Annotated in this window: 16 protein-coding genes and 1 riboswitch; of the genes, 11 read left to right on the plus strand and 5 right to left on the minus strand. The window is 72.8% G+C overall.

All coding sequences use genetic code 11. From position 1 onward, the window contains the following. Positions 1 to 3: 3 nt before the first annotated feature. From AB0398_RS30195 to AB0398_RS30205, 3 genes are all read right to left on the minus strand, one after another. Positions 4 to 711 (minus strand): DUF5995 family protein, encoded by a 708-nt coding sequence (locus AB0398_RS30195; protein WP_366378832.1) that lies wholly within the window; start codon positions 709 to 711, stop codon positions 4 to 6. Between the two features lie 73 nt (positions 712 to 784). Next, positions 785 to 2179: a solute carrier family 23 protein gene (locus tag AB0398_RS30200; RefSeq protein WP_366378833.1), complete on the minus strand. Its 1395-nt coding sequence runs from the start codon at positions 2177 to 2179 to the stop codon at positions 785 to 787. A gap of 122 nt (positions 2180 to 2301) precedes the next feature. Then, complete coding sequence (locus AB0398_RS30205) at positions 2302 to 3525, minus strand: MFS transporter (protein WP_366378834.1); 1224 nt, start codon at positions 3523 to 3525, stop codon at positions 2302 to 2304. A 223-nt stretch (positions 3526 to 3748) separates the two neighbouring features. Between AB0398_RS30205 and AB0398_RS30210 the strand changes: the two genes are divergently transcribed. After that, entirely contained in the window at positions 3749 to 4873 is a 1125-nt protein-coding gene (locus tag AB0398_RS30210) for an ROK family transcriptional regulator (protein ID WP_366378835.1), read from the plus strand. A gap of 167 nt (positions 4874 to 5040) precedes the next feature. On the opposite strand, the gene AB0398_RS30215 is transcribed toward AB0398_RS30210, so the two are convergent. Further along, positions 5041 to 7365 carry a chitinase C-terminal domain-containing protein gene (locus AB0398_RS30215; protein ID WP_366378836.1) on the minus strand — a complete coding sequence of 775 codons (2325 nt, stop codon included), beginning with the start codon at positions 7363 to 7365 and terminating at the stop codon, positions 5041 to 5043. Positions 7366 to 7608: 243 nt separating this feature from the next. Beyond that, a riboswitch (FMN riboswitch) is annotated at positions 7609 to 7738 on the plus strand. Positions 7739 to 7905: 167 nt separating this feature from the next. Here AB0398_RS30215 and ribD point away from each other — a divergent pair. The 10 genes from ribD to AB0398_RS30265 all read left to right on the plus strand — a co-directional run bounded on the left by ribD (position 7906) and on the right by AB0398_RS30265 (position 16536). After that, on the plus strand, positions 7906 to 8985 hold the full coding sequence (ribD, locus tag AB0398_RS30220) for a bifunctional diaminohydroxyphosphoribosylaminopyrimidine deaminase/5-amino-6-(5-phosphoribosylamino)uracil reductase RibD (protein WP_366378837.1): 1080 nt from the start codon (positions 7906 to 7908) through the stop codon (positions 8983 to 8985). Positions 8986 to 8987: 2 nt separating this feature from the next. After that, positions 8988 to 9596: a riboflavin synthase gene (locus tag AB0398_RS30225; protein WP_366378838.1), complete on the plus strand. Its 609-nt coding sequence runs from the start codon at positions 8988 to 8990 to the stop codon at positions 9594 to 9596. Next, positions 9593 to 10228 (plus strand): nicotinamide mononucleotide transporter family protein, encoded by a 636-nt coding sequence (locus tag AB0398_RS30230; protein WP_366378839.1) that lies wholly within the window; start codon positions 9593 to 9595, stop codon positions 10226 to 10228. Before AB0398_RS30225 ends, AB0398_RS30230 begins: the two co-directional genes overlap by 4 nt. Then, complete coding sequence (locus AB0398_RS30235; protein WP_366378840.1) at positions 10225 to 11502, plus strand: bifunctional 3,4-dihydroxy-2-butanone-4-phosphate synthase/GTP cyclohydrolase II; 1278 nt, start codon at positions 10225 to 10227, stop codon at positions 11500 to 11502. The genes AB0398_RS30230 and AB0398_RS30235 overlap by 4 nt, the downstream gene beginning before the upstream one ends. Positions 11503 to 11538: 36 nt before the next feature. Then, the gene (gene ribH, locus AB0398_RS30240; protein WP_024760819.1) at positions 11539 to 12024 is read left to right on the plus strand and encodes a 6,7-dimethyl-8-ribityllumazine synthase; all 486 of its coding nucleotides are present in this window, start codon (positions 11539 to 11541) and stop codon (positions 12022 to 12024) included. Positions 12025 to 12059: 35 nt separating this feature from the next. Continuing rightward, on the plus strand, positions 12060 to 12341 hold the full coding sequence (locus AB0398_RS30245; RefSeq protein WP_366378841.1) for a phosphoribosyl-ATP diphosphatase: 282 nt from the start codon (positions 12060 to 12062) through the stop codon (positions 12339 to 12341). Between the two features lie 50 nt (positions 12342 to 12391). Then, the gene (gene hisG, locus AB0398_RS30250; RefSeq protein ID WP_366378842.1) at positions 12392 to 13240 is read left to right on the plus strand and encodes an ATP phosphoribosyltransferase; all 849 of its coding nucleotides are present in this window, start codon (positions 12392 to 12394) and stop codon (positions 13238 to 13240) included. Between the two features lie 50 nt (positions 13241 to 13290). Further along, on the plus strand, positions 13291 to 13743 hold the full coding sequence (locus AB0398_RS30255; RefSeq protein WP_366378843.1) for a PH domain-containing protein: 453 nt from the start codon (positions 13291 to 13293) through the stop codon (positions 13741 to 13743). Positions 13744 to 14032: 289 nt separating this feature from the next. Beyond that, a complete protein-coding gene (locus tag AB0398_RS30260; protein WP_366378844.1) occupies positions 14033 to 15421 on the plus strand; it encodes a hemolysin family protein in 1389 nt (462 codons plus the stop codon). Beyond that, positions 15418 to 16536 (plus strand): hemolysin family protein, encoded by a 1119-nt coding sequence (locus AB0398_RS30265; RefSeq protein WP_366378845.1) that lies wholly within the window; start codon positions 15418 to 15420, stop codon positions 16534 to 16536. Before AB0398_RS30260 ends, AB0398_RS30265 begins: the two co-directional genes overlap by 4 nt. Positions 16537 to 16545: 9 nt before the next feature. On the opposite strand, the gene AB0398_RS30270 is transcribed toward AB0398_RS30265, so the two are convergent. Continuing rightward, on the minus strand, positions 16546 to 18465 hold the full coding sequence (locus AB0398_RS30270; protein ID WP_366378888.1) for an AAA family ATPase: 1920 nt from the start codon (positions 18463 to 18465) through the stop codon (positions 16546 to 16548). Positions 18466 to 18480: the final 15 nt, after the last annotated feature.

Genomic DNA, 18480 nt, shown 5'->3' on the forward strand with positions numbered 1-18480 from the left:
GCGTCAGGGCCTGGTCAGGGGCGTGAGCAGCATCCGCCCCACCAGGCCCACCGACCGGTCCAGGCGTTCGGTGAACTCCCCGGCCAGCTCGGGGAGCCCGCGCAGCTGCCAGAGCGAGCGGGCCGCCAGCCAGGCCCCGTCCCTGGCCCGGTCCAGGGACCAGCAGCCGAGCAGATGGGTGAGCGGGTCCGCGAGCTCCAGGAGGTCCGGGCCCGGCATCAGCTCCTCCCGGATGCGCTCCTCCAGGAGGACGAGGACGTCCCCGACCCGGTCGAACTCGTCCTCCAGGTCGGCCGGCCCGCACTCCAGGTCCCGGCAGGCGTCCACGACGGCGAGCGCCAGGTCGTGGCCGATGTGCGCGTTGATCCCGGCGAGCGCGAACTGCAGCGGGCGCACGCCGGGATGGCGCCGGTAGTGGAAGAGGGGCCGCCAGCAGGCGGGCGCGGGGCCCCCGCCGACGAGGGAGTCGACCGCCGTGAGGTACCGCTCGGCGAACCGCACGTCGAGCGTGGCGGCGGCCCGCCGGTCCTCGAAGGCGCCCGCCTCGATGGCGTGGCCGATCTCCTCCGTGACGGTCAGGTAGACCCGGTTGAAGACGGCGACCCCGTCCGCCGGGTGCCAGGCCGTGCGGAGCGCCCGCATCCGGTCCACCACGGGGTCGACCGCGACGAAGGGTCCGATGTGCTGCCCGAGCTGCTGGGTCTGCGCCATGGGGGCAGGCTCCCAGCCGCCGGGCCCGCGGGGGAGCCTTCCGGGCCCGGCTTCCCCAGAACGGGCGAATCCCTCAGCTCTTCGCCCCGCCGTCCGTCCCGCTCTCGTACGAGCTGGTGCCGGAGTCCAGGAGCGGTTCCTGCTCCTTGAGGTGGGCCGGGGCGAAGGCCCGCAACACGTGGTAGCCGGTGATGACGACGATCGTGCCGAGCGCGATGCCGCCCAGCTCGAAGGTGTCGGTGAAGGTCAGCTTCACGCCGCCGACGCCGATGATGATGCCGGCGGCGGCCGGGACCAGGTTGAGCGGGTTGCGCAGGTCGACCCCGGCGTTGATCCAGATCTGGGCGCCGAGCAGGCCGATCATGCCGTACAGGATGACGGTGATGCCGCCGAGGACGCCGCCGGGGATGGCGGCGACGACCGCGCCGAACTTCGGGCAGAGGCCGAAGAGCAGCGCGAAGCCGGCCGCGGCCCAGTAGGCGGCGGTCGAGTAGACGCGGGTGGCGGCCATGACGCCGATGTTCTCGGAGTACGTGGTGTTCGGCGGGCCGCCCACGGCGGTCGACAGCATCGAGGCGGCGCCGTCGGCGGCGATCGCGGTGCCGAGCTTGTCGTCCAGGTTGTCCCCGGTCATCTCGCCGACGGCCTTCACGTGCCCGGCGTTCTCGGCGATCAGGGCGATGACCACGGGCAGCGCGACCAGGATCGCCGACCACTCGAAGCTGGGACCGTGGAAGGAGGGCAGACCGATCCAGTCGGCTTTCGAGACGCCGGAGAGGTCGAGCCGCCAGTGGTCGGTGACCTGGCCGGACGGCGCCATGGAGTGGATCCTGCCGAAGACCAGGTCGAGCACCCAGGACAGGGCGTAGCCGAAGACCAGGCCCAGGAAGATCGCGATCCGGGACCAGAAACCGCGCAGGCAGACCACGGCCAGACCGGTGAACAGCATCACCAGGAGGGCGGTCCACTGGTCCTGAGGCCAGTACGTGGCCGCGGTGACCGGGGCCAGGTTGAAGCCGATCAGCATGACGACGGCGCCGGTCACGATCGGCGGCATCGCCGCGTGGATGATCCGCGCGCCGAACCTCCGCACCGCGAGGCCCGCGAGGAAGAGCACGGCGCCGACGACCAGGACCGCGCCGGTCACGGTGGCGCTGGTGCCGCCGGAGGCCCGGATGGCGGCGGCGACGCCGACGAAGGAGAGCGAGCAGCCCAGGTAGGACGGGACCGTGCCCCGGGTCGCCAGGAGGAAGATCGCGGTCGCGACGCCGGACATCATGATCGCGAGGTTCGGGTCCAGGCCCATGAGCACCGGGGCGACGAAGGACGCGCCGAACATCGCGACCACGTGCTGCGCGCCGAGTCCGACGGTCCGGGGCCAGGAGAGCCGCTCGTCCGGGCGGACGACGGCCCCCGGAGCGGGTGTTCTCCCGTCCCCGTGCAGGGTCCAGCGCACGCCGAGGTTCATGAGGTCGCTCCCGTTCTCCGGTTCCGGCGGTCGCGTCGTGACCGCAAAAGATCAGCCACATGGTATGCGCGGCCACCGGCCGGGGACGCCCGGGAGGACGGCGCCCCGGCCGGCGGCCGCCGCTAGGCGGCCGGGCCCCCGCTCCCGGCGCGGACGCCGTCGGCCGGGGCGGCCGCCGGGGTCTTCCGGTCGGCGCTCCGGAGCACGCCCGCGCCCACCACCAGACCGAACGCCAGCAGCGTGACCAGGCCGAAGGAGAAGACGAGCGAGGTCGCGTCGGCGATGCCGCCGATCGCGGAGGGGGCGATGAGGCCCGAGGTGTATGTGATGGTGGCGACGCCCGCGATGGCCTGGCTGGGGTTCGGGCCGCTGCGCCCGGCCGCCGCGAAGGCGAGCGGGACGACGACCGCGACCCCGAGCCCGATGAGACCGAATCCGGCCAGGGCGACGGCGGCGTGCGGGGCGAGGACCACCATGAGCCCGCCGAGGGTGGCGACGGCGCCCCCGACCCGTACCGTGCGGACCGCGCCGAAGCGGTCCACGACCCGGTCGCCGACCAGCCGGGCCACGGCCATCGTCAGGGCGAAGGCGGTCGTCGAGGCGGCCGCGAGCCCGGCCGAGGTGCCCAGCTCGTCCCGGAGGTAGACGGCCGACCAGTCGAGGCTGGCGCCCTCCGCGAACACCCCGCAGAAGCCGATGGCGCCGATGACGAGCGCGGACTTCGGCGGCAGCGAGAAGCGCGGCGGCGCCTCCTCCTCGGGGGCGCTGCGCACGTCGAGGACGCCCTGGCAGAAGACCAGGCCGAGCGCGGTGAGGACGAGGGCCGCGATCAGGTGGTGGATCCGGGCGTCGGCGCCGAGGTGGGCGGCGACCGTGCCGGCGGCGGAGCCGATCAGGGCGCCCACGCTCCACATGCCGTGCAGGCTCGACATGATGGAGCGGCCGAGCAGGGTCTCGGTCTCGACGCCCAGCGCGTTCATCGCCACGTCGGACATGCCGGCGGTCGCGCCGTACACGAAGAGCGCGCCGCACAGCCCCCAGACGTTCGGGGCGAGCGAGGGCAGGATCAGGGAGAGCGTCCACAGGGCGAGCAGGCCGCGCAGCGCGGTGCGGGCGCCGAAGCGGTGGGAGACCGACCCGGCGAGCGGCATCGCGAGCGAGGCGCCGAGCGCGGGGAAGGCGAGCGCGAGGCCGAGCTGTCCGGCGCTGACGCCCGCGTGCTCCTGGATCCAGGGGATGCGGGTGGCGAAGCTGCCGGTCACCGCGCCGTGGACGCAGAAGACGGCGGCGACGGCGAAGCGCGCCCGCCGCAGGCGTTCGGTACTGGTGACGGTCTCCGCCGCCATGGGCCCTCCCGGTGTCGTGGTGCGCCGCCGTGGTGGCGTGCCGCTGTCGTGTCCGTACGGCTGTGGTGTCCGTGCCGCCGTCGTGGTGCACCGCTTGTCGTCGTGCACCGCTTGTCGTGGCGCACCGCTGTCGTGGTGCGTCGCGTAAACTATCAGGAACCCTGCCTGATAAATAGTCTCCGGGGAGGAACCCCTCCCCGGGAACGTCTGAGAGGATCGCCGCATGGCCGCATCCCCGAGCACCGCGCGGGCCATCAACGACCGGCTCGCCCTGCGACTGCTCCAGGACGAGGGCCCGTTGACGGCCGCTCAGCTCAAGACGCTCACCGGACTCTCCCGCCCCACCGTCGCCGACCTCGTCGAGCGGCTCCGGGGCTCCGGGCTCGTCCACGTCGTCGGCGAGGCCGGTGCCGAGCGCCGGGGCCCCAACGCCAAGCTGTACGGGATCGTCGCCGGCCGCGCCCACCTCGCCGCCCTCGACGTGCGCACCCGCTCCGTCTCCGTCACCGTCGCCGACCTGCTCGGCACCACGCTGGCCGAGGCCTCCGCGCCCGTCGGGGACGACGGCGGCACCGGACCGGCCGTGGAGAAGGCCGTCGCCCTCCTGGAGCGCACGGTGAAGGAGGCCGGCGTCGACGCGCCGCACAGCGTCGCGGTCGGCGCCCCCGGACTCATCGAGCCGGTCACCGGCGAGCTGCGCGACTCCACGGGGCTGCCCGCCTGGCACCGGCGGCTCGTCGCCGTCCTCCAGGAGCGGCTCCCCGCGCGCGTGCTCGTCGAGAACGAGACCAACCTCGGCGCCCTCGCGGAGCTGCGCGAAGGCGCGGCCCGCGACCGCGAGGACTTCGTCCTGCTCTGGCTCGGCCAGGGCGTGGGCGCCGCCGTCGTGCTCGACGGGCGGCTGCGCCGGGGCGCCTCGGGCGGGGCGGGCGAGATCGGCTTCCTGCCGGTGCCCGGCACCACCGGGCTCCCCTCGGCCACCGGCTGCGACGGCGGCTTCCACGAACTGGCCTGCACCGCGGCCGTGGAGGCGCTCGCCCGGGAGCACGGCCTGGACCCGGGGACCGCGCTCGCCTCCGGGCACGATCCCTTCCTGGACGCCGTCGCCCACCGGCTCGCCGTCGGCGCGGCGGCCGTGGTCTCGGTCCTCGACCCCGGCTGCGTGGTCCTGGGCGGCGAGACCGGCCACAGCGGCGGCGCGGACCTGGCGGCCCGGGTGGAGGCGGAGCTCGCCGCCCTCTCGCCGCTGCGCACCGAGGTCCGGGCCACCGCCCTCGGCGACGCGGCCGTCCTGCGCGGCGCCCTCCTGACGGCCCGGGACGCGGCCCAGGAGGACCTGTTCCCGTAGGGGAGGGGTCCCGCCGTCGCGTACGGCTCCGGAAACGCCACCGCGCCGCGCCCCGGACAGGGAAGCGCGGCGCGGTGGTTGCCCGGCGGTGGCAAGGGCCGTGATTTCCGCCGCCGGGGGTCCTTCGGTGAGGCTCCTCCGGTGAGGGCCCCTTCAGGAGGTGGGGATCAGCAGGCGCCGAGGTCCTTCCAGACGCCCCACTCGCCGGTCGTGCCCGGCTCCTGGTTCTGGGTCCACCACTGGGCCTTCCACTTGCGGCCCTTGTGGGCGACCTCGTTGCCCGCGTTGTAGACCGTGCCCGCCACGTAGGCCGGGGCGGTGCAGCCGGTGGGCGGCTCCGTGGTCGGCGGGGTGGTCGGCGGCGTGGTGCCGGAGCCCGGCTCCACGACCGTCGTGCCGCGCGCCAGGTCACCGGCGAGGGCGTACGCCGTGCCGCTGATGTTCACCGTCCAGTTGGAGGGGGTGGACACCGGCAGGTAGTAGTTGAACGACAGGTCGACCGTCGCGCCCGGGGCCAGCGTCTGCCAGGCCGGGAGCTTCAGGGAGACGCGGTGGAAGTCGCCCTTCAGGCCGCCGACGTTGCCGCCGGTGTGGTCGCTGCTGATCACCTTGGTGCCGAAGCCCGACTGGTCGGAGGCGTTGGCCGGGGCCGCGGTGGAGTAGTCGAACTGGAACTCCGTGCCGCCGGGGAGGGTGGTCGCGGTGTTGTTGGTGATCTTCAGCTTGGGCGTGATCGGGTAGTTGGAGTCGCCCAGCTTGAACTCGGTGAAGTCCACCGCGATGTCGACCGCCTTGGCGGGCAGCGCCTTGTTGGACTTCTTCGCGCCGTACGGGGCGGCCGCCTTGAACTTGTCGTACATCAGCGAGGTGAGGGTGGAGCCCGCCTCGTACTGGCCCTTGCCCGCGTTCCAGGCGTAGTCGCCGGCCATCTCCCAGACCATGGTGCCGCCGATGCCGCGGTCGACCACGTAGTCCGCCTTCTTGGCCACCGACTGCTCGTCCTCGGTGGAGAGGAAGACCTTCTTCTGCGCGTTCCACAGCCACGGCGCGACCAGGGTCGAGTCGTACTTGCGGGCGTAGGTGCCGGTCAGCTGGGTGTTCGCGGGGAAGCCGTACTGGGTGACGTAGTCGCCGACGATCCCCTTCTCCAGGTTCTTGGCGTGCCACATCGGGTTCGAGCCCGCCGGGGACTCGACGCCGTTGTCGTCCTTGTCGTGCCAGAGGTTGTCGATGCCGACGGCGCCGTCACCGCACTTGGTCAGGCCGGAGCCCGCCGGGCAGGAGGACGCGGCGGCCTTGCCCCACAGTCCGTCCGTGCCGCCCTGCACGTTCTTGTGGCCGCGGGTGTAGTACGGCAGGCCGATGTTGATGCGGCCGGCCGGCATGGAGCCGCGGAAGTAGTGGTAGGCCCAGTCGGTGTTCAGGTAGCCGATGCCGCCGTACTGCGCGCTGCCGTAGACGTTGGCGGAGGCCAGCTCGGCGTCCTTGCCGTCGTCGAAGAGGGAGGCGTTCGGGCCGACGTACTCGTTCCAGGCGCCGTGCAGGTCGTACGACATGATGTTGACGTAGTCCAGGTACTTCTGGACCTGGAAGGTCTCCATGCCGCGCAGCAGGTAGCCGGAGGAGGGGGCGGCGACGGTCAGCAGGTAGTGCTTGCCGTCGGTGGCGCCGGCCCGGTCCAGCTTCTCGCGCAGGGTCTTCATCAGGGCCGCGTAGCCCTTGTTGAGGCCCGCGCGGCGCGCGTTGGAGATCGGGAAGTCGGCCGGGTGCCCGGCGTCCTTCATCGACGTCGGGTACTCGTAGTCGATGTCGACGCCGTTGAAGCCGTACTTCTTGACGAACGCCACGGCGGAGTCGGCGAAGGTGTTGATGCCCGCCTGGTTCACGGAGCCGTCCGCGTTGGTGGCCATCGTGTAGAAGCCGCCGGAGCCGACCCGCTTGCCGCTGTCGTCGAAGTAGCCGCCGGTCTCGGCCCAGCCGCCCACGGAGATGAGCGTCTTGACGTCCGGGTGCTGCTTCTTGAACTTGTTGAGCTGGTTGAAGTGCCCCTTGTACGGGAGCGACGGGTCCATCTCGGCGCCGGCCACGCCGGGCCAGGTCATGCCGGTCGCCGCGTTGTTCGGGCCGTCGGTGCCCACGGACACCTTGTTGGCCGCGTCCACGTGCGCGAAGGCGTAGTTGATGTGGGTGATCTTGTCCCACGGGATGTCGTCGGCGAGGTAGGCGTCCTGGCCGTTCTTGCCGGTGCGCCAGCCGGTGAAGTAGCCGATGACCCGGCGCTGGTGGTCCGCGCCCATCTTCTCGCGGCCCTCGGCGTCGTAGACCGAGCAGTACGGGACGTCGACGCCGGGCGTCTTGTAGAGGCCGTCGGGGCGACAGGACTCGTTGTCGGCCGCGTACGAGACGCCGCCGGAGAGCGAGCTGAGCAGCAGCCCGGCGACGGCCGCGCCGGACGCGAGCAGCGAGGCTCTCTTCGTCGTGGGGGACAACACGATCGGTTCCTCCTGGGGAGGTGATGGAACACAACGAACAAGGGGGTGGGTCGTGTTGGGTCCGTGAGGTGCGCACCCCGGCGGACCGTTACCTCGGAGGTGACACGGAGATTAAGAGGACTAGACCAGTGCGTCAATAGGTCTGGACCAAAGAAGGTGAATGTGGGATCCTGTGAGCCAGCCCACAGGGTCGTGGCCGCACCGCCGATCACCGGCCGTGGCACACTGGCCCTGTATCAGCAGCAGCGCACTCCGGGGTCGGTGTAATTCCGAACCGGCGGTATAGTCCGCGACCCGTCCGCAGCCAGCGGCCGGTTGACCAGGTGAGATTCCTGGACCGACGGTGAAAGTCCGGATGGGAGGCAGTGCGCGGCGGGTGACCCCTCTCCAGGGGCGTGCCAGCCGTACGTCCGCTGTCCGCCGTTCTTCCGGCGGTCCCGCGGACCCTCGGCCCCGGCGCACCCTGCGCGAGGCGTCCTTCCCGCTCCCTGTCGTCACCGACAGCCCCGGAGTCCGTGCCCGAAGAGGCAGGAGGACCCGGTGGACCGGCAGGCCGACACCACAGCCATGCGGCGCGCCGTCGAGCTCGCCGCCCGCGCACTCGGCGCCACCAGCCCCAACCCCGTCGTCGGCTGCGTCATCACCGACGCCTCCGGACACCGGGTCGGAGAGGGCCACCACCGGCGCGCCGGCGGCCCGCACGCCGAGGTCCACGCCCTGCGCGAGGCCGGCGTCCTCGCCCGCGGCGGCACCGCCTACGTCACCCTCGAACCCTGCGACCACACCGGCCGCACCGGACCCTGTTCCCGGGCCCTGATCGAGGCCGGGATCAGCCGCGTCGTCTACGCGGTCGGCGACCCGAACCCGCAGGCCACCGGCGGTGCCGACACCCTGCGCGCCGCTGGCGTCGAGGTCGAGCGGGGACTCCTGGAGGACGAGGCCGAGGCCGGCAACATCGCCTGGCTCACCTCCGTGCGCCGCGGCCGCCCCTTCGTCCGCTGGAAGTACGCCGCCACCCTCGACGGCCGGATCGCCGCCGCCGACGGCACCTCCCGCTGGATCACCTCGCCCGAGGCCCGCGCCGACGTCCATCGGCTGCGCGCCGAGTCCGACGCCGTCCTGGTCGGCGGCGGCACCCTGCGCGCCGACGACCCCCACCTCGCCGTCCGGGGGATCGAGGGCGCGGTCCAGCCGCTGCGGGTCGTCCTCGACGCCCGCGCCGAGATCCCGCCGACCGCCCGCGTCCTCGACGACGCCGCGCCCACCCTGGTCGTCGTCGGGGAGGACGCCGACACCCGGCACCTGCCCGACGCCGAACCGCTCCGGCTGCCCCTGCGCGACGGCCGGATCGGCGTGCCCGACCTGCTCGACGCGCTCCACGCCCGGGGCGTCCGCTCCGTCCTCCTCGAAGGCGGCCCCACCCTCGCGGGCTCCTTCGTCGCGGTGGGCGCCGTCGACCAGGTCGTCGGCTACCTCGCCCCCGTCCTCCTCGGCGACGGCCCGCAGGCCCTCGCCGGAGCGGGAATCCGCACCATCACCGAAGCGTTGCGGCTCGACATCACCGAGACCGTCCGCATCGGACCCGACCTCCGCATCACCGCCACCCTCAAGGGAGCCTGACCGTGTTCACCGGAATCGTCGAAGAACTGGGCGAGGTCGTCGCCGTCGAGCGGCTGGAGGACGCCTCCCGCTTCCGACTGCGCGGCCCCCTGGTCACGGAAGGCGCCCAGCACGGCGACTCCATCGCCGTCAACGGTGTCTGTCTCACGGTCGTCGAGCACGGCGACGGCGAGTTCACCGCCGACGTCATGGCCGAGACCCTCAAGCGGTCCAGCCTCGGCGCCCTCGGCGTCGGCTCCCGCGTCAACCTGGAACGGCCCATGGCCGTCGGCGGCCGCCTCGGCGGCCACATCGTCCAGGGCCACGTCGACGGCACCGGCACTGTCCTGGAGCGCACCCCGTCCGAGCACTGGGAGCTGGTCAGGGTCGGCCTCCCCGCCCACCTCGCCCGCTACGTCGTCGAGAAGGGCTCCATCACGGTCGACGGCGTCAGCCTCACCGTCGTCGAGGTCGGCGACGACTGGTTCACCATCAGCCTCATCCCCACCACCCTCGACCTGACCACGCTCGGCATCAAGAAGGGCGGCGACCCGGTCAACCTGGAAGTGGACGTCATCGCCAAGTACGTCGAGCGGCTGCTCGGCCCGAACGCCGGGGAGAACGTCAAGTGAACTGGCTCAACTCCGAGGCGTTCACCGTCCTCGACCAGCGCATCATCTGGTCCGACATGATCGGCAACATCTTCGGGCTCGCCGCCCTCGCGCTCGGCTGGCGCCGCTCCGTCTGGACCTGGCCCGTGCAGTTCCTCGCCGGCCTGATCCTCTTCGGCGCCTTCTACGGTCACCTCGCCGGCAGCGCGGGCAAGCAGGTCGTCGTCGTGCTCGTGGCGCTCTACGGCTGGTGGCAGTGGCAGCGCGGAAAGGGCCAGGGAGCGGACGGCCACATCACTGTGCGCTTCGCCACCTGGCGCGAGCGCGGCGCCATGATCGCCGCTGCCGCCGCCGGCACCGTCGCGGTCGCCCTGCTCTTCAAGGCCTTCCCCGACCTGTCCTGGGATCCCTGGCCGGACGCGTACATCTTCGTCGGCACCGTCGTCGCCATGTACGCCCAGGCCCGGGGCATGGTCGAGTTCTGGTTCGCCTGGCTGCTCGTCGACCTGGTCGGCGTCCCGCTGAACTTCGCCAACGGCTACGCCTTCTCCGGCTTCGTCTACGTCATCTACGGCGCGCTCGTCCTGTGGGGCATGCGCGACTGGTGGCTCCGCTCCCGCACCGCCCCCGCTCCGGAAGGAGCCCACGCATGAGTTCCCTCCCCTCCTGGGACGCCGCCGACCTCGCCCTCGACCCCGTCGAGCAGGCCATTCGGGACATCGCCGCCGGCCGCCCCGTCGTCGTCGTCGACGACGAGGACCGCGAGAACGAGGGCGACCTCGTCATCGCCGCCGAGAAGGCCACCCCCGAGATCGTCGCCTTCATGATGAGCGAGTGCCGCGGCCTGATCTGCGCCCCCATGGAGGACGAGGAGCTGGAGCGCCTCGAACTCCCGCAGATGGTCGCGCACAACACCGAGTCGATGCGCACGGCCTTCACCGTCTCCGTCGACGCGTCCCCCGCCCACGGCGTCACCACCGGCATCTCCGCCGCCGACCGCGCCACCACCCTGCGGATGCTGGCGAGCGGACGCCACGAGCCCTCCGACTTCGTCCGCCCCGGCCACGTCTTCCCGCTGCGCGCCAAGGCCGGCGGCGTCCTCGTCCGCAACGGGCACACCGAGGCCGCCGTCGACCTCGCCCGCCTCGCGGGCCTGCGCCCGGCAGGCGCCATCGTCGAGATCGCCGGCGAGGACGGCGTCATGCTGCGCCTGCCCGAGCTCGTCCCCTTCGCCCGCAAGCACGGCCTCACGATCATCTCCATCGAGGACCTGATCGCCTACCGCCGCTCCGCCGAGCCGACCGTCCGCCGCGAGGCCGAGGTCAGCCTCCCCACCGCGCACGGCGACTTCACCGCGTACGGCTACCGCTCCACCGTCGACGGCGTCGAGCACGTCGCCCTCGTCCACGGCGAGGTCGGCGACGGCGAGGACGTCCTCGTCCGGGTCCACTCCGAGTGCCTGACCGGCGACGTCTTCCACTCGCTGCGCTGCGACTGCGGCCCCCAGCTCCGGGCCTCCATGGACCGGATCACCGAGGCCGGCCGGGGCGTCGTCGTCTACCTGCGCGGCCACGAGGGCCGCGGCATCGGCCTGCTGTCCAAGCTGCGCGCGTACGAACTCCAGGAGCGCGGCCGCGACACCCTCGACGCCAACCTGGAGCTCGGACTGCCCGCCGACGCCCGCGACTACGCGGCCGGCGCGCGGATCCTCGTCGATCTCGGCGTCCGCAGCCTGCGCCTGATGACCAACAACCCCGACAAGATCGACGCCCTCACCCGGCACGGCCTCGTCGTACGGGGCCGCGAGCCCATGCCGGTCCAGGCCGGCGAGCACAACCTCGGCTACCTGCGCACCAAGCGGGACCGGATGGGCCACGACCTCCCCTGGCTGGACGGCTCCCCGGCCTCCACCTGCGGCAACCAGTAACACCCGCCCCACCTTCCACACGGTTCAAGGAGAGACATGAGCGGCAAGGGCGCACCCGTCCTCAGCGTGAAGAACTGCGGCGACCTCCGGGTCGCGGTCATCGCTGCCCAGTGGCACGAGAAGATCATGGACGGCCTCGTCGACGGCGCCCTGCGCGCCCTGAGCGAGCTCGGCATCGACGAACCGACCCTGCTGCGCGTCCCCGGCAGCTTCGAGCTCCCGGTCGTGGCGAAGGTCCTCGCCGGGCGCGGCTACGATGCCATCGTGGCGCTCGGCGTCGTCATCCGCGGCGGAACGCCGCACTTCGAGTACGTGTGCCAGGGCGTCACCCACGGCCTCACCCAGGTCTCGATCGACACCGGCGTACCCGTCGGATTCGGCGTCCTCACCGTCGACAACGAGGAGCAGGCGCTCGACCGGGCCGGCCTGGAGGGCTCCTCCGAGGACAAGGGCCACGAGGCCGTCACCGCCGCCGTCGCCACCGCCACCACACTGCGCACGGTCAGCGAACCCTGGCGCTGAGTGGCGCCGGGGCACCCCGTACTCTTAGGACCATCATGGCGAACACAACCCGTAAAAGCTTCGAAGAGCTCTTCGCCGAGCTGAAGCTCAAGGCAGAGACCGGCGACCCGGCCACCTCCCGCACCGCGGAACTGGTGGACAAGGGCGTCCATGCCATCGGCAAGAAGGTCGTCGAAGAGGCCGCCGAGGTCTGGATGGCCGCCGAGTACGAGGGCAAGGAAGCCGCCGCCGAGGAGATCTCGCAGCTGCTGTACCACGTCCAGGTGATGATGGTCGCCCGCGGGATCTCGCTCGACGACGTCTACGCCCACCTCTGAGCCGCACCCGCTCCCCGCACGACAACTCCCCAGGCAAAGGAAGCCGTCCCATGCTGCGCATCGCCGTCCCCAACAAGGGTTCCCTCTCCGGACCTGCGTCGGCCATGCTCCATGAGGCCGGCTACCGCCAGCGCAAGGAGTCCAAGGAGCTGGTGGTCATCGACCCCGACAACGAGGTCGAGTTCTTCTACCTGCGTCCGAAGGACATCGCGATCTACGTCGCCTCCGGGAAGCTGGACATCGGCATCACCGGCCGCGACCTGCTCCTGGACTCCGGCGCCAGCGCCGAGGAGATCCTCCCGCTGAACTTCGGCCGCTCCACCTTCCGGTACGCCACCCGTCCGGGCACCGCGAGCGGACCCGAGGACTTCGGCGGCATGACGATCGCCACCTCCTACGAGGGCATCGTCGCCAAGCACCTCGCCGACCAGGGCATCGACGCCTCCGTCGTGCACCTGGACGGCGCGGTCGAGACCGCGATCCAGCTCGGCGTCGCCCAGGTCATCGCGGACGTCGTGGAGACCGGCACCAGCCTGCGCAACGCCGGCCTGGAGGTCATCGGCGAGCCGATCCTCACCTCCGAGGCCGTCGTCGTCCGCCGCCAGGGCGCCACGGACGACCACCCGCAGGTCCAGCAGTTCCTCCGCCGCCTCCAGGGCGTCCTCGTCGCCCGCTCGTACGTGATGATGGACTACGACTGCCGCGCCGAGCACCTGGAGCAGGCCGTCGCCCTCACCCCCGGCCTGGAGTCGCCCACCATCTCCCCGCTGCACAACGAGGGCTGGGTCGCCGTCCGCGCGATGGTCCCCGCCAAGGAGGCGCAGCGGATCATGGACGACCTGTACGAGCTGGGCGCCCGCGCCATCCTCACCACCGCGATCCACGCCTGCCGCCTCTGACGGCCGGACGCCGCCCGTCCCACCAGCACCACCAGGCACCGAGGAACCCCATGTCCGAGTCCACGACGCCCGCCCTCCCGGTCACCTTCCGCCCCGGCCGCACCCGGGCCGTCCTGCTGACCGTGGGGATCGCGATGTTCGCCACCGTCACCCTGGTGGCGATGCTGCTGGAGCGGCTCGGACCGGGGGAGCGGGCCAGCTTTGTCTTCACGGCCGCGCTCTTCCTCGGGGTCCTCGTCCTGCTGAGCCGTCCCAAGGTCGTCGCCGACGACGAGGGCGTCACGGTCGTCAACATCACCCGCTCCCGGCGCCTCGCCTGGGCGGAGATCCTCCGCGTCAACCTCCGCTCCGGCGACCCGTGGGTCTTCCTGGACCTGAGCGACGGCACCAGCCTGCCCGTGCTCGGCATCCAGCCCGGCATCGCCAGGGAGGCGGCCGTCCGCGACGCCCGCGCCCTGCGGGACCTGGCCGAGAGCCGCGGGACGGGCGCGGAGGGCGCCTGAACCCCGGAGCCGGCACCGGGGCGGCACCGGGGCGGCCCCAGGGGTCTCCACCGGGCGGAACGTCCGGGGGAACCCCGGTCCGTCCCCCATCCGGAGCCGACCCCCTGCCCCTCGGGGCGTTCGCGTGACTAATCTGGAGGCGGTGGTGCCGAGCGCACCACCGCCTCGCGTGTGCAGGGCCGCAGCAGCGGCCCGCGAGGCCTTTCCTTCGACCCGAGGAGTGACTCCCTCCAGCAATGGACGGATCGTCCGGTAATACATGCGCCGCCCCCTCCCAGGAGGCGGCGGCATGATCATCTCCCTTCTGCTGCTCGTCGCGGCCTTCCTCCTGATCCTCGCCAACGGCTTCTTCGTGGCCGCCGAGTTCGGTCTCGTGACCGTCGAGCGCGCCGAGGCCGAGCGGGCCGCGGCCGCCGGCGACCGGCGCGCCCGCACCGTCGTCACCGCGCTGCGCGAGCTGTCCTTCCAGCTCTCCGGCACCCAGCTCGGCATCACCCTCACCTCGCTCGTCGTCGGCATGCTCGCCGAGCCCGCGCTCGCCGGGCTGCTGCACGGGCCGCTCACCGCCACCGGACTGCCCGAAGGGGCCGTCTCCGGGGTGTCCGTGGTGATCGGGATGCTGCTCGCCTCCGCCGTCCAGATGGTGGTCGGCGAGCTGGTGCCCAAGAACTGGGCGGTCTCCCGGCCGCTCCAGGTGGCCCGCTTCGTCGCCACCCCGCAGCGCCGCTTCTCCGCCCTCTTCCGACCGGTGATCTCCCTGCTCAACCGGGTCGCCAACCGGCTCGTCCGGCTCCTCGGCGTCGAGCCCACCGAGGAGCTGGACTCCGTCCGCACCCCCGGCGAGCTGGTCTCCCTGGCCCGGCACTCGGCCCTGGCCGGCACCCTCGAACAGGACACCGCCGACCTCTTCGTACGGACCCTGTCCCTCGGCGGCCTCACCGCCGAGCAGGTCATGACCCCGCGCGTGAAGGTCAACGCCCTCCAGTGGGACGCCACCGCGGCCGACGTCCTCAACCTCACCCGGGCCACCGGCCTCTCGCGCTTCCCGGTCTACCGCGACCGGATCGACGAGATCGTCGGCATGGTCCACCTCAAGGACGCGCTCGCCGTCGCCCCGCACGCCCGACCACGCACCCCCGTCGGCCGGATCGCGGTCCCGCCGCTCCTCGTCCCCGAGTCGCTGCCCGTCCAGACGCTCCTGGAGCGGCTGCGCAGGGAACAGCCGATCGCGGTGGTCGTCGACGAGTACGGCGGCACCGCCGGCGTCGTCACCCTGGAGGACATCGTCGAGGAGCTCGTCGGCGAGGTCCGCGACGAGCACGACACCGCGGCCGACGGACGGCCCGAGCTGGTCGCCGCCCCCGCCGAGGACGGACGCCCCGCCTGGGAGGCCGACGGCTCCTGCCGGGTCCACACACTGCGCCGGATGGGCCTCGACGCGCCCGACGGGCCGTACGAGACCGTCGCCGGGCTCGTCGCCGACCTCCTCGGGCGCATCCCCGTCGCCGGGGACCGAGTCGAACTGCCCGGCTGGCACCTCACGGTCCGCCGGGTCGACCGCTACCGCGCCGAGTCCGTCCGGATCGTCCGGGCGGACCCCGAACCGGATCCCGCTCCGGACCCGGTGCCGGTGTCGACGGCCTCCGTCGGCCCGCTGGTCGCGGAGGGCGCCCGATGAACACCCTGCAACTCCTCTTCGCCCTCCTCCTGGTCCTCGCCAACGGCTTCTTCGTCGGGGCCGAGTTCGCGCTCGTCTCCGTCCGGCGCAGCCAGATCGAGCCGCTCGGCGGCGCCCGGGCCAAGCAGGTCCTGTACGGCCTGGAGAACCTGCCGCGGATGATGGCGGCCGCGCAGTTCGGCATCACCGTCTGCTCACTGACGCTCGGCGCCGTCGCCGAGCCGACCGTCGCCCGGCTCCTCGAACCCGTCTTCCACGCGGTCGGGGTCCCCGAGGGCCTGATCCATCCGCTCGGCTACGTCATCGCCCTCGCCGCCGTCGTCTTCCTCCACCTCGTCATAGGCGAGATGGTCCCGAAGAACCTGGCGATGGCCGCGCCCGAACGGACCGCGCTGTGGCTGGCCCCGGCCCTCGTCGGCTTCGCCCGGCTCTGCCGCCCCGTGACGACCGCCCTCGGCGCCTGCGCCGGGCTGGTCCTGCGGGCGTTCAAGGTCGAGCCGAAGGACGAGGTGGAGGCCGTCTTCACCAGCGCCCAGCTCGGCCGGCTCGTCGAGGACGCCGGACAGGCCGGTCTGCTCGACCCGGCCGAGCAGGAGCGCCTGGAGGACGCGCTCGAACTGGGCTCCCGTCCGGTGACGGACGTCCTCATCACCTCCGCCTCCCTGGTCACGGTCCCGCCGTCCGTCACCCCGCGCGAGATCGAGGAGCTGACCGTGCGGACCGGGTACTCGCGCTTCCCGGTCCGCGCCGAGGCGGGCGCCGCCTTCATGGGCTTCGTGCATGTGAAGGACGTCCTCGACCTGGAGGAGCGGGAGCGGGCGGTGCCGCAGCGGCTGTGGCGGCCGATGGCGACGCTCCGGGCGGAGCTGCCGCTCGACGACGCCCTCACCGTGATGCGCCGCGCCGCGACCCATCTGGCGCAGGTCGCGGACGGCACGGGCCGGGTCCTCGGACTCGTCGCCCTGGAGGACGTCCTGGAGATGCTGGTGGGCGAGGTCCGCGACCCCGCGCACCGGGTGCGCCCCCGGACCGCCACGGTCGCGGCCTCGGTCACGATCCCGGTCACGGCCCCGGGCGCGACCGCGGCCCCGTCCCCGGCTCCCGCGCGGAGCTAGGGGGCCGGGCTAGTACCCAGGCGGTTCCTGCTGAGGGCCGCGGTCGACCGGACCGCGGCCCGACAGCACCTCGCCGTACGCCTGCATGAGGTCCGCGAGCCGGAGGGTGGCCAGGTCCTCCCGGGTCGGGCTGCCCGGGTAGCCGGAGAGCCGCAGGTCCCGGTAGGCGCAGGACTTCTCGTACAGGGTGCGCAGGAAGCGCCCGTTGCCCAGCTCGTCGATCCAGCCCTGCTCGACGACGTGCCCGCTGATCGAGCGCAGCTCGTCGCGGGCCTCGTCGTCCCAGCCGTCCCCGTCGGCCGCCGCGAGGACCTCGCCGATGGCGGTGAGTTCGAGCGGCCGGTACGAGGGGAAGTCGACCCGGGTGGTGAACCGGGAGGACAGCCCGGGATTGGTGGAGAGCAGCCGGTCCATGCCCTCGGGGTAGCCGGCCAGGATGACCACCAGGTGGTCGCGGTTGTCCTCGGCCCGCTTCAGGAGCACCTGGAGCGCCTCGTCGCCGTACGCGTCGCCCTTGCTGTATCCGGTGTTGGAGAGCGCGTAGGCCTCGTCCACGAAGAGCACCCCGCCGACCGCCGAGTCGATCAGCTCGTTGGCCTTGACCGCCGTCTGGCCCAGGAACTCGCCGACCAGATCGGCCCGCTGGGCCTCCACGAGGTGGTCCCCGCCGAGCAGCCCGAGGGCGTAGAAGACCCGGCCCAGGATCCGGGCGACCGTGGTCTTGCCGGTGCCGGAGGGACCGGAGAAGACGAAGTGCCGCTTCGGCGGCTGGACCGGCAGCCCCTGGTCGGCCCGGAGCCGCGCCATCTCCAGCTGCGCCGAGAGCGCCTTGACCTGGCGCTTCACCGGTTCGAGGCCGACCATGCCCTCCAGCTCGGCCAGCGCCTCCGCGAGCAGGGCCGGATCGGTGGGACCGGCCGGGAAGCGCGGCGGCTCGGGCTGCCGGGGGACCCGGACCTTCTGCCGTACGACCTCCGGAGGCGCGGCCGGTGCGACCGGCGGCGCCGGATCGGGCGCGAGCCGCAGCCCGTCGCCGAGTCCGCCGGTGTCGGGCTCGGCGCCCGGCACGGTGTCCACCGCGTCCTGGCCGAGCCCGCCGCCGACCGTGCCCAGGGCGACCGTCGCGAGCCCGGCCGGATCCTCCAGGCCGTCGTACCCCTCGAAACCGTCGTACTCGGTGATCGCCGCGAGCCGCGCCGCCGTGTCCATGAAGGAGGGGTCGATCCGGTGCACGGCCCGGTAGAGCGGCAGGGCGGCGGCGCTGCGCCCGGTGCCCTCGTGGGCGCGGGCGAGCCAGTACCGCAGCTCCTTGCGCTGCGGCTGCTCGCTGCGGCACCGCATCAGGGAGGCCGAGAGCAGCGGCTCGGCCTGGCCGTACATCTCCAGGCGCACCCGGGCCATGCCGCCGAAGAGCCCGGCCTCGATGCCGAGCAGCGGGTCGTCGACGAGGGGCTCGGTGTGCCGCACGAGCTGGTCCCAGTCCTTGACGAGATAGGCCCGGCAGGCGTGCAGGAAGCGCACCTGGGGGTCGGTGTCGACCGGGGGGAGCCCCGCCAGGGCCCGGTCCAGCTCGGGCACGTGGCGCCCGTCGAGCCAGTGGGAGGCGTGCGCGAGCAGCAGGTCGCGCGGGCTCTCCAGGACCGGCTGCACCCACCAGCCGAGCCAGTACCAGGAGTTCAGGGTGCGCCGGTAGCGGGTCCGCTGCTCGCCGAAGCGCTCGCGGTGGCGGTACATGCGCAGCAGCGCGGTCGTGGTGTCGACCCGGAGCGCGTGCAGCCCGAGCCAGGCGTCCGCCATGCCGGGATCGATCCGTACCGCCGCCCGGAACTCGTCCTCCGCCTGCGGATAGGCGCCCATCGTGTAGGCGTCGACTCCGCGCAGCCAGGCGAGCTCGGCCGGGGGCTGCGAGCCCTGTGTGCCGATGTCCATCGGGTCCCCCACAAC

The sequence above is a fragment of the Streptomyces sp. NPDC086147 genome, from assembly GCF_040702165.1.
Taxonomy (GTDB): domain Bacteria; phylum Actinomycetota; class Actinomycetes; order Streptomycetales; family Streptomycetaceae; genus Streptomyces.